Genomic DNA, 12,046 nt, shown 5'->3' with positions numbered 1-12,046 from the left:
GCTTTATGGTTAGTTTTTTTAAAAGTTTCTTATATCATCTTTCCGAAAAACTATAATTTTCTTGAAAAATATATAAGTCTATGCTATACTACTAGTAGACTGATTTATGGAGAAAATAGATGAAACGTGAGATTTTACTGGAACGAATCGACAAACTAAAACAAATCATGCCCTGGTATGTTCTGGAATACTACCAATCTAAGCTTGCTGTTCCTTATAGTTTTACAACCTTGTACGAATACCTCAAGGAATATGATCGTTTTTTCAGCTGGGTTTTAGAGTCTGGAATTTCTAATGCTGAGGCTATTTCAGATATTCCCTTAGACGTTCTGGAACATTTGACCAAGAAAGACATGGAATCTTTTATCCTTTATCTACGAGAACGTCCTTTGCTGAACGCCAATACAACCAAACAAGGTGTCTCTCAGACAACCATCAATCGGACCTTGTCAGCACTTTCAAGTCTTTATAAGTATCTGACCGAGGAAGTCGAAAATGACCAGGGAGAACCTTATTTCTATCGTAATGTAATGAAGAAAGTTTCAACCAAGAAAAAGAAAGAAACCCTTGCTTCCAGAGCTGAAAACATCAAGCAAAAACTTTTTTTAGGTGATGAAACAGAAGGTTTTCTAACTTATATCGATCAAGAGTACCCTAAACAACTCTCTAATCGAGCTCTCTCGTCATTCAATAAAAATAAAGAACGTGATTTGGCCATTATCGCCCTTCTATTGGCGTCTGGTGTTCGCTTATCTGAAGCTGTTAATCTGGATCTAAGAGATCTCAATCTCAAAATAATGGTTATCGATGTCACTCGAAAAGGTGGTAAACATGACTCGGTCAATGTCGCTGCCTTTGCAAAGCCTTATTTAGAGAATTATCTAGCCATTCGAAATCAACGCTATAAGACGGAAAAAACGGATATAGCACTCTTTTTGACACTCTATCGTGGTGTTCCCAATCGTATCGATGCTTCCAGTGTTGAAAAAATGGTTGCTAAGTACTCAGAGGATTTTAAAGTCCGTGTAACACCCCATAAACTACGCCATACCCTAGCAACTAGGCTCTATGATGCGACTAAATCGCAAGTTTTAGTCAGTCACCAGCTAGGTCACGCCAGTACACAAGTCACTGACCTCTATACCCATATTGTCAATGATGAACAAAAGAATGCTCTAGATAAGCTCTGATTTACATAATTAAAATTATGTCATATACAGAAAATACTCTACGATTTTTAATCATAGAGTATTTTTACTTAGATAGTATTTAACCGAATCACTTCATCGGCCTTTTCCCAAATCACTGGATTATGAGTTGCAAGAATTATCAAGCGGTCTGGCTTTTTCAATGATAAAAGCAAGTTCATAATTTCTTGTGAAGTTTCTGGATCAAGTGCTGCAGTCAGTTCATCTGCCAAAATCAAAGGAGGATCCTTGAGGATGACTTTGGCCAAGGCGACACGTTGCGCTTCTCCGCCTGATAATTCATAGATCTTTTGATCGAGTGTGAGATAATCCAATCCCACCTTTTCTAAGACTTCTTCTTCTCGCTGCTTCTTCTCTTGTTTAGTCCATTTTTGACCAATCAATCCAAGTTCTAAATTGGAAGCCACGGTCTCATTTTCAAGAAGGCCAAAATTTTGAAAGAGATAGCCTAATTCATTTTTAAAAAAGTGATGAGATTTGATTTGCTTAAGTTCTTGCCCTCGATAGCTGATGCTTCCCTTTTCATAAGGTTCCAGCTTAGCCAGAATATTGAGTAGGGTTGTTTTGCCACAACCGCTATTTCCGATTAGGGCATAGACCTTTCCTGCTGCAAATTGCAGATTGATATCCTGAAAGACAGTCCGTTCTCCAAATGATTTTGCCAGATGTTCTATTTTAATCATATTAGGCTCCTTTCAGAATAATGGGCAAGAAATGCTCTTCTTTATGCGAGCGGTAAAGGAGAATCAGCCATGCATTAATCGTAAATAATAAAAGAGTGACGAGAGCGATCCACCATTCCTGTGTGAGAAAGAAAATCAGGACACTACCTAATAGCAGCATGGCAATCTCTGATATGAGCATACTTTTGTGAATTTTCAAAAAGTCCATACCCGCAATCTTCTTCAGGAAGATCGGTCTTCTAAACTCTTCAAAATAGAGGAAATTCATAGTGTTAAAGAGTAGAATGGAGGTCGCCATTCCGAAAACACCTCCAGCAATGGTCATGAGGTTCTCTAATTGAATGGATTGCATCATCTGCTGATAGACAGCTACTGCATAGTCATATTGACTAACGTTTTTTTCAAGGCCATTCTCAGCTACTAGCTTCTTGCTTTTTTCGAGTCCATCAAAATACAGATAAGAATTGAGGTGAGAGAAATAAGGATTGTCGTAGCCACCAAAGCTCCCAGGTCGAACAACAACTAAAATCGGGTCTGTCAGAAATTGCTGATAGTTCATCGGTGTATTATTATAGATAAAGCGTTTTTGGTTGTTAGGAAGATAGGTCACCCGTGCTTTCATAGGCAACTGGCTCTTTCCTTGATCATCTCTAGGAGTCAAATAATCTTCATAGCATTTTTTCAACTCCTCTTCTTGCCCTATCAACTTTTCAGGGAGCAAGAGTCCAAATTCTCCAGCTTGCAAGTGATTCAAGCGCTTTTTTTCCTCAGGGGAAACTGAGATCCTTTGGATATCAAGGTAATTTGGAGTGACATACAGGGTATTGGCAAGAGGATCGTAATCTGTGATCGAAAGCTCTCTCCCTGTTCTAGGATCGTTCATGAAGCCTTTTGAATTAAAAGATGCAAGCTGATGATAGACCAAGAGACCACCTTTTTCGATGCCAGACTCGATGAGCTTAGACCATTTGGCTCTGTTCTCAATTCGCGTCTCTTTGTTTGTACTCTGTGAAAAATCCTCCCGATTTACACCAATTTGAACCCAATTCGTCTCTTTAGACCAAGCCACTTTCCCCTCTTGGTAAGTCTGCCAGACAGAACCATAGATACTGACTCGATGGATAGCAAGGCCAATGAGAGCAACAGCGAGAAATTGACAGGTAAAGAGAAAAACTAAAATCCTTTTTACTGGAATTTTCCCTTTTAAAAGGTTAACCAAGTGCACCGTCTGGATGCTGAAAGCAAAGATAAAGGACAGGAGAGCTGATACGATGAGTAAGAGCATATTGTAAATGATACTACTCGTAATAATGAAGGAATAGGCAAAGGGGGTTAATTGTAAACAATAAATCAAAATGGATCCTAAGGCACTGGCTCCAATACATCCTAAAAGCAGCTCTCTGCTGTCTTCCATGAGAGAACGTCCAAAGAGTTGGTACCGTCTCATCCCTGCAATGTAACGAATCCCTGCACTCCTCAATTCAAGTGTTTTTTGAATAATGGCCAATGCACTAAAGCTAAGAATAAAAATAACCAAGGCTAAGGATTGGGAACCGGAACCAAAAAATGCCATAAAATTCTGCAAGAGATTAGGCTTATTCATGAAACTTTTTGAAAAACCAAGATCGTGGAGTTTTTGATCCAATTTTTCAAGGGTTAAATTCCCAGATAGTATATAGTAATTGGTAAGCAAACTTTCCTTTGCAGCGAATTCTTTCTCTTCTTTTTTGATGCCATTAGGAAGTGCTCCTTCTCCGTAGATATCATACGAAAACTTAACTTGCCCTTTAGAATCCGTTTTTTGAATCTGGCGAGCGATTACACTATTGCTTTCCCTTGCTAACTGATCTAAGTTGGCCGAAAGCTCCTCATTGGTGATATTTCTTTCTTGTTTAAGAACTCCTACCACAGGGAGGCTTCGGTAGATGACCGTATTTGGTGAAATAAAGGCAATCCAAAGCAGAAAGATTAGAATAAAAAGGTTCGAAAAAAGTATAAATAAACGTTTCATAATTCTACTCTTTCTAGTTTATCCTAAATTAAAGTATACAAATTCATCAAAACTTGTATTTATGAACGATTTTGATGTGTAATGAGCAGAAGCATAACCTACATTAGATTTGCTGTCACTTGCTCGAGCCACACTTGACCAATGCCAACGATAGTCGTGGAAATAACTTGAGAATGCTCCCCAATTGCCTGAATCATGATATCCTCCGTAACTCCAGTTACCACCAGATACCCAATCAGCAAAGACAGGACACGCTAAGCTACAACTCAACTTCCATAATTAAAAGCTTTATTTAACAATAAAATTATGAATTGCTCAAAATATAGTTTCCGTTTTTTTCTCCTTTCCAGAGCAACTCTTTACAACTGTATTATATCACTTTTTCAAAAAAATACAAATTATTATATATAAGATGACCAAAAAACGAAGCTGGTTCTGCAACCAACTTCGTTTGATTATCCTACTACTGCTTCAGCGATTTCTTCTCGGCTAATACCAGCGAAGTAGCGTGTAATATCAATAGTTTCTAGTGCCTTAAGGACATCTTCGCGTTCGTATTTCACTCCACGAAGGACATCTTCTACAGCTACAACGTCTTCTATACCAAAGAAGTCACCATAAATCTTGATGTCTTGGATTTTTGATTCGAGAACATTGGCAAAGATTTCGACTTTACCACTAGTGAATTTTGTTCCACGACGAATGTTAAATTCAGGTGATTTACCATAGTTCCAGTCCCAAGTTCCAAACTTAGTATCCTTGATGCGATTGATTTCAGCCAATTCTTGCTCAGAAAAAACGTATTCTGTCATTTCTGGGTACTCTTTTTTCATGTATTCCAATAGCAAATCACGGAATTCTTCAACAGTGATTTTTTCTGGTAATTCATTGACAATATTGGTTACTCGAGCACGGACGGATTTCACACCTTTTGATTCAAATTTATCTTTTGAAACCTTAAGGGCATTTGCTAGGACTGACAAATCAACGTCAAATAACAAGCAACCGTGATGCATGATACGTCCATTGATATAGGCTTGGGCATTGCCACAGAATTTTTTGCCATCAATCTCAAGGTCATTACGGCCTGTAAACTCAGCTTTAACGCCTAGTTGAGCCAAGGTATTGATAACTGGAGTTGAGAAGCTCTTGAAGTCAAAGGCCTTGTTTTCATCTTCTTTTGAAATGATGGTGTAGTTGAGGTTGTTTAAATCGTGGTAAACAGCTCCACCACCACTGATACGGCGGACTACCTCAATGCCATTTTCTCGAACATAATCACGGTTGATTTCCTCGATTGTGTTTTGGTGACGCCCAACAATGATAGATGGTTTGTTAATCCAAAGTAGGAAGATTTGATCCTCATCTAGTAAGTGTTTAAAGGCATATTCTTCCAAGGCGATATTAAAAGCAGTGTCGTTTGAATGATTGATAATATATTTCATGATATCCCTTTATACGATAGAGACTGGAAAATACCTTTCCAGTCTATTCTATCTTCGATTTATTTTTTCTTAGGTGAATGGATGGCCATTCCTAAAACATCTGCAAATGCTTCGTACATCACTTCAGAGTAAGTTGGGTGTCCGTGGATAGTCTTCAACATTTCTTCAACAGTGATTTCCATTTCGATAATGCTTGACGCTTCGTTGATCAATTCTGCAGCTGCAGGACCAATGATGTGAACACCGAAGATTTCTCCGTATTTCTTATCTGCAATGACTTTAACGAATCCTTGGGCCGCATCAGAAGCAATGGCACGTCCGTTAGCCGCAAAGTTGAATTTACCGATAGCAACATCGTATTTCTCACGAGCTTGCTCTTCTGTTAAACCAACTGCTGCTACTTCAGGGAGAGTGTAGATGGCTGCAGGAGTCAAGTTCAGTTTGGCAACAGCATGATTTCCTTTGAGGGCATTTTCAGCGGCAACTTCACCCATGCGGAAGGCTGCGTGCGCCAACATTTTAGTACCGTTGATGTCACCTGGTGCGTATATTCCAGGAACAGAAGTTTCCATATATTCGTTGACCTTGATACGTCCACGATCCAATTCAAACTCAACATCACCAATTCCTTCAAGGTCTGGCACACGACCGATTGAAAGAAGAGCTTTGCTAGCGATGATATCGTCTTTTCCTTCAACTTTGATACGAAGTTGACCATTTTCTTCGATGATTTCTTGCAATTTTGTACCTGTCAAGATGGTCATTCCTTTACGTTCAAGGATCAAACGAAGATTCTTAGAAACTTCCGCATCCATAGCTGGAACGATACGGTCCATCATTTCGATAACAGTTACTTTTGAACCAAATGTCATGAAGGCCTGACCGAGTTCGATACCGACAACTCCACCACCGATGATAACAAGGCTTTCTGGAACTTCGTTCATTTCAAGGATGTCATCACTTGTCATCACGAGTGAAGATTCCATACCAAGAACGTTAATCTTGCTGACTTTTGAACCACCAGCAAGGATGATTTTCTTGGTTTCAAGCAATTCCGAACCATTTACCAAGACATTCTTGTCTTTAGTGATGGTACCAATACCTTTATGTACAGTAACACCGTAGCTACGAAGAAGACCTGCAACTCCGCCAACCAAAGTATTGACGACCTTAGACTTGGTTTCAAGGAGTCTGTCCATATCTACAGTGAAGTTTGGATTTTCAATGACGATACCACGGTTTGCTGCATGACCGATGTTTTCGATGATTTCAGCGTTGTGAAGGTAGGTCTTCGTTGGGATACAGCCACGGTTCAAGCACGTTCCACCGAGTTCAGATTTCTCAACAAGGGCAACCTTCCCACCGAGTTGGGCAGCTTTAATGGCTGCAACATAACCAGCAGGACCTCCACCAATCACAACGATATCAAAGGCATCATCGCTCTTACCATCGTCGTTTGAGGTACTAGTTGCAGGTGCAGGTTTTGATTCTGGCGCAGCCGCTCCAGCAGTTGGGATGTTTTCCCCTTCTTCGCCAAGATAACCGATAACTTCAGTTACTGGAACAGTTTCACCATCTCCTTTAAGGATGGCAATCAAGTATCCATCTTCTTCGGCTTCCAATTCCATGCTGACTTTGTCAGTCATGATTTCCAAAAGGATTTCTCCTTCTTTTACAAATTCTCCGACTTTTTTATTCCATTGGACGATTTGTCCTTCTGTCATATCCACGCCGGCTTTTGGCATAATTACTTCTAAGGCCATGTCTTACTTCCTTCTAAATCTCTAAAATAACAATAGCTGACTTAAACCAACATTGAGATTGGATTCTCAATCAAGGCTTTCAAGTCTTTCATAAACTTAGCACCAGCCATACCATCTACGACACGGTGGTCAATGGTTAATCCTAGACTCATGATTGGGCGGACAACAATCTCACCATTGACAACAACTGGTTTCTCGATTGTCGAACTTACACCCAGAATAGCTGAGTTGGGTTGGTTGATGATCGGACCAAAGGACTGAACACCAAACATTCCCAAGTTACTGATAGTAAATGTTGAATTTTGAAGTTCACTAGGAGCCAATTTACCATCCAAGGTACGACCAATAACGTCTTTAAATGCGACTACCAACTCTGACAGACTTAGTTTCTCAGCATTGTAAACAACAGGTGTCATCAATCCATTATCCATTCCAACTGCCATCGCAAGGTTGACATAGTTGTGAGTGATAATAGTCTTGCCGTCTTCAGTCAATGAAGCATTAATGTAAGGGTGTTTCATCAATGTCTTAACAACAGCAAGTGAAAGAAGATCAGTAACCGTAATTTTCTTACCAGTTGCTTCCATGATTGGTTCAAGAATCTTCTTACGAAGAGCCAGCATTTCAGACATATCGACATCATAGTTGAGTGTGAAGGTTGGCGCAGTTAGATAGGATTCAACCATACGTTGGGCGATAACCTTACGCATTGGTGTCATTGGAATACGCTCAATCTCTCCATAAGGAGTGATATTATCTGGAACTTCTTCCACTTTTTCGATTTGAGCAGGAGACTTGATGGTGTCGTTTTCGATATTTTCAGGAAGGAAGGCCAAAACGTCCTTCTTCATGACCTTACCACGATGACCAGTTCCTTGGATTTCCTGCCAAGCAATATTATGTTCGAGGGCAATTCGTTTTGCAAGTGGCGAAATGCGAACCACGTTTGTGTCTTTATAAGTTTCCACGTCTTCTTTGTGGACACGACCGTTTGCACCTGAGCCAGAAACGTCGTAGAGATTGATACCTAGATCATCCGCTAACTTTCTAGCCGCAGGAGTCGCTCTTAGCTTGTCATCAGCCATGACCTCTCCAATTCTATTTATGATACTAAGGGCGTTTAAAAGCGACCGAAAAATAGGAAATCTACGTAGGCTTCGATGAAGCCAAGAAGATTTATCTTTTTTCCGAGTTTTTAGCCCGTGTTCTAATTTAAGATATTAAGGACGAAGAAAGCAATGAAAAATAGGAGATTGACGATGTGTTCGATGAACACAAGGAAATCTATCTTTTTTTTCGCAGACCTCTGTCCGAATTCAATTACAACTCTACAAGTAACTTGGATACAAAACATATCTCAAGTTACTAAAGTTAAAATCCAGAAATAGGTTACATAATTTATCTTATGTTGTTCTATTCTTTGTTATAAGTTTTACGGATGGCATCTTTGATGCTTTCAACTGTTGGGATCATTGCATTTTCTAGGTTTTGTGCGTAAGGCATTGGCACATCTTCTCCTGCACAACGGCGGATTGGTGCATCTAGATAGTCAAATGCTTCTGATTCTGAAATGATAGCTGAAATCTCTCCGATATAGCCACTTGTTTTGTGGGCGTCGTTGACCAGTACGACCTTACCAGTCTTCTTAACTGAGTTAATGATGATATCCTTATCAAGCGGTACAAGGGTACGTGGGTCAACAATTTCAACCGAAATTCCTTCTTCTGCCAATTCTTCAGCTGCTTGAACCACACGACGAAGCATTTTACCGTAAGTAACGACTGTTACATCCGTTCCTTCGCGTTTGATTTCCCCAACTCCAAGTGGGATTGTGTAATCTGGATCAACTGGCACTTCCCCTTTTTGGTTAAATTCTGACTTGTACTCAAGAATGATGACTGGGTTGTTATCACGGATAGAAGACTTGAGAAGTCCTTTCATATCCGCAGGCGTACCTGGTGCTACAACCTTAAGTCCAGGAATGTGAGTGAACCAAGACTCTAGAGATTGCGAGTGCTGGGCGGCAGAGCCAACTCCATTACCAGCTGCACATCGAACAGTCATTGGAACCTGTCCCTTACCACCAAACATATAGCGTGTTTTAGCAGCTTGGTTAACGATATTGTCCATGGCAATAACCGAAAAATCCATAAAGGTCATATCGACGATTGGACGAAGACCTGTCATGGCTGCTCCCGCTGCTGCTCCAGAGATAGCAGCTTCAGAAATCGGACAGTCACGGACACGTTCTGGACCAAATTCTTCAAGCATTCCGACAGAAGTTCCGAAGTCTCCTCCGAAGACACCAACGTCTTCTCCCATCAAGAATACATTTTCATCGCGACGCATTTCCTCAGACATAGCAAGGATAATGGTGTCACGGAACGACATTGTTTTTGTTTCCATTTTATCTCTTTCTCCTTAGTCTGCGTAAATATCTTCAAAGGCTGATTCTAGTGGTGGGAATGGACTCTCTTCCGCAAATTTAACAGAAGCTTCTACCGCTTCCTTGACTTGCGATTGGATTTCTTCCAATTCTTCGGCACTTGCAATGTTGTTTTCAATGAGGTACTTGCGAAGGTTTTCGATTGGGTCTTTTTGTTTCCACAATTCTACTTCTTCACGGGTACGATATTTACCAGGGTCAGATGATGAGTGACCAAGCCAGCGATAAGTGACACTTTCGATCAAGACTGGGCCATTGCCACCACGAACATGGTCTACAGCTTTCTTAAATCCTTCATAGACATCGATGACATTATTTCCATCTTCGATAAACATTCCAGGGATTCCGTAAGCTGCGCTACGGTGATGGATATGTTCCACGTTAGTCATTTTCTTGATATCCGCAGAGATACCGTAACCATTGTTAATACAATAGAAAATAACGGGAAGGTTCCAGATAGAAGCCATGTTAACTGCTTCGTGGAAGACACCTTCGTTGGTCGCACCATCCCCAAAGAAGCAGACGACGATTTTTCCAGTGTTCTGCATTTGCTGACTGAGGGCTGCACCGACAGCGATTCCCATACCACCACCTACGATACCATTGGCACCGAGGTTACCAGCATCAAGGTCTGCAATGTGCATGGAACCACCTTTTCCTTTACAAGTACCAGTGTACTTACCAAGGATTTCAGCCATCATACCGTTGAGGTCGATTCCTTTGGCGATAGCTTGACCATGACCACGGTGGTTAGAGGTAATCAAATCATCTGGGTTGAGAGCCAGCATAGCTCCGACATTAGCAGCTTCTTCACCGACAGAAAAGTGAGTCATACCTGGAACTTTTCCCTTTTTCACTAACTGAGCAATTTTTAAGTCCATGCGACGGATTTCTTCCATCTTACGGAACATCTCTAGCAAAAGATTTTTATCTAAAGTTGACATAATCTTGCCTTTCTAACTTTGTACTTACTCTTACTATTTTACCTTTTTTAGTATACACTGTCAAAGTATATGGCCTATAAAAATTCACAAAATAGAAAAAAGAAATCCCCGAGGAAATAGGGATTTTCTTTAATTAGAATATTTTTTCACAAAGTATTTTTCAATTAATTTTCCAAAAATTAGTTGATTTTTTTCATAATTGTTTGCAAACGCCATTGATAGAGGATAGCACTAACGACTAAACTCGCTATTAAACCAATCCAGTAAGAATAGCCTCCCAAAGTTGTCACATGATCTAGGAATAAGCCTAATGGAATGGACACAGCCCAGTAAGCAATTACCCCAAGATAAAAGGGAACAACCGTATCCTTATAACCTCTCAGAATTCCTTGTAAAGGAGCAGCAACGGTGTCAGCTAATTGGAAAAATAGACTATAAGTTAGGAAGGTAGATGTTAGTTCAATGAAGTCAGGATTATTTCCATATAAACTGGCTACGACATCTCTCAAGATATAGAGGAAGCTTAAGGTAAAGCCTGCAAATATCAACGCTATCCAACGACCAATCTTGATATAGGTCTTGGCATCATCAAAACGCTTAGCCCCAACCTCATAAGAAACAACTATGGCCATGGCAGAGGAAATACTCATAGGAAAAGCATACATGAGACTCGAAAAATTCATGGCTGACTGGTGGCTGGCAATAATCATAGACGAAAATTTAGCCATAATCAAACCAACGACTGAAAAAATAATCACCTCAGCAAAAACAGTACCACCGATTGGTAAGCCCAAGCGAATCCCTTCTTTGATTTTTACTAGATCAAGCGGAAGCGGTTTTTCCAAATGAAACTCTTTTAACTTTTCCTGCTTTAAAAGGATGATGACAGAGATTCCAAGGAGGCACCAGTAAGCTAGGGAAGTGCCTAAGCCTGCTCCTACTCCACCTAACTCTGGAAACCCAAAGGCTCCGTAGATCAATAAATAGTTAAATCCACAATTTAAAGGTAGCAATAAGAGCATGAGGTACATGGATAGCTTGGTCAATCCAAGAGAGTCCAATAAAGATCGAATGACACTAAAAAGTAACAAGGGAATAATTCCGATAGACAGATACCAAAGATATCGAACCGAAACAGCTGCCACTTGGGCTTCTAGTCCGATATGGTTTAAGACTGGGGGCGCTAGAAAAAGCACCATGCCAAGCAAAACCAAAGACAGCCCCAAAGCTAAATAGATGAATTGGTAAAAGTCAGATGCCACTTCGTTTTTTTTCCCCCGTCCTAGGTGATGGCCTATGATGGGAACCATAGCCGAAACAATCCCTGTAAAAAAGGTGAAAAAAGGATTCCATAGACTCGTTGCAGTTGAAACACCAGCCAAGTCCATGGTGTTGTACTGCCCCGTCATGGTTGTATCGACAAAGGAGGCAGAATAATTGGCAAACTGATAAATCAGGATAGGGAAAAATATCTTAAGAAATAAGACAAACTTATCTTTAAATTGATGGGTTGGATACATAAACGCTCTCTATTCTTTTCAATTCC

General features: G+C 40.3%; 10 protein-coding genes. 1 reads left to right on the top strand and 9 read right to left on the bottom strand.

Going from position 1 to position 12,046, the window contains the following annotated elements; genetic code table 11:
• Positions 1–119: 119 nt before the first annotated feature.
• On the top strand, positions 120–1,190 hold the full coding sequence (xerS, locus tag HMPREF9184_RS06095; protein ID WP_000817866.1) for a tyrosine recombinase XerS: 1,071 nt from the start codon (positions 120–122) through the stop codon (positions 1,188–1,190).
• 68 nt (positions 1,191–1,258) lie between these two features.
• On the opposite strand, the gene HMPREF9184_RS06090 is transcribed toward xerS, so the two are convergent.
• From HMPREF9184_RS06090 to HMPREF9184_RS06050, 9 genes are all read right to left on the bottom strand, one after another.
• The gene (locus HMPREF9184_RS06090; protein WP_000590109.1) at positions 1,259–1,891 is read right to left on the bottom strand and encodes an ABC transporter ATP-binding protein; all 633 of its coding nucleotides are present in this window, start codon (positions 1,889–1,891) and stop codon (positions 1,259–1,261) included.
• 1 nt (position 1,892) lies between these two features.
• Complete coding sequence (locus HMPREF9184_RS06085; RefSeq protein ID WP_000825231.1) at positions 1,893–3,902, bottom strand: DUF1430 domain-containing protein; 2,010 nt, start codon at positions 3,900–3,902, stop codon at positions 1,893–1,895.
• Positions 3,903–3,920: 18 nt separating this feature from the next.
• A complete protein-coding gene (locus HMPREF9184_RS06080) occupies positions 3,921–4,172 on the bottom strand; it encodes a lactococcin 972 family bacteriocin (RefSeq protein WP_033585958.1) in 252 nt (83 codons plus the stop codon).
• Between the two features lie 185 nt (positions 4,173–4,357).
• Positions 4,358–5,347: a lipoate--protein ligase gene (locus HMPREF9184_RS06075; RefSeq protein WP_000874000.1), complete on the bottom strand. Its 990-nt coding sequence runs from the start codon at positions 5,345–5,347 to the stop codon at positions 4,358–4,360.
• Between the two features lie 59 nt (positions 5,348–5,406).
• Positions 5,407–7,110 carry a dihydrolipoyl dehydrogenase gene (lpdA, locus tag HMPREF9184_RS06070; protein WP_001162882.1) on the bottom strand — a complete coding sequence of 568 codons (1,704 nt, stop codon included), beginning with the start codon at positions 7,108–7,110 and terminating at the stop codon, positions 5,407–5,409.
• Between the two features lie 41 nt (positions 7,111–7,151).
• Positions 7,152–8,195 (bottom strand): dihydrolipoamide acetyltransferase, encoded by a 1,044-nt coding sequence (locus HMPREF9184_RS06065; RefSeq protein ID WP_000752723.1) that lies wholly within the window; start codon positions 8,193–8,195, stop codon positions 7,152–7,154.
• A 328-nt stretch (positions 8,196–8,523) separates the two neighbouring features.
• Positions 8,524–9,516: an alpha-ketoacid dehydrogenase subunit beta gene (locus HMPREF9184_RS06060; protein ID WP_000448714.1), complete on the bottom strand. Its 993-nt coding sequence runs from the start codon at positions 9,514–9,516 to the stop codon at positions 8,524–8,526.
• Positions 9,517–9,531: 15 nt separating this feature from the next.
• Complete coding sequence (locus tag HMPREF9184_RS06055; protein ID WP_000105364.1) at positions 9,532–10,500, bottom strand: thiamine pyrophosphate-dependent dehydrogenase E1 component subunit alpha; 969 nt, start codon at positions 10,498–10,500, stop codon at positions 9,532–9,534.
• A gap of 179 nt (positions 10,501–10,679) precedes the next feature.
• Complete coding sequence (locus HMPREF9184_RS06050; RefSeq protein WP_000283616.1) at positions 10,680–12,020, bottom strand: MATE family efflux transporter; 1,341 nt, start codon at positions 12,018–12,020, stop codon at positions 10,680–10,682.
• Between the last annotated feature and the right edge of the window lie 26 nt (positions 12,021–12,046).

Origin of the sequence: Streptococcus sp. oral taxon 058 str. F0407, assembly GCF_000235485.1 — a bacterium.
GTDB lineage: Bacteria > Bacillota > Bacilli > Lactobacillales > Streptococcaceae > Streptococcus.
This window is presented reverse-complemented; position numbering and strand designations above follow the sequence as displayed.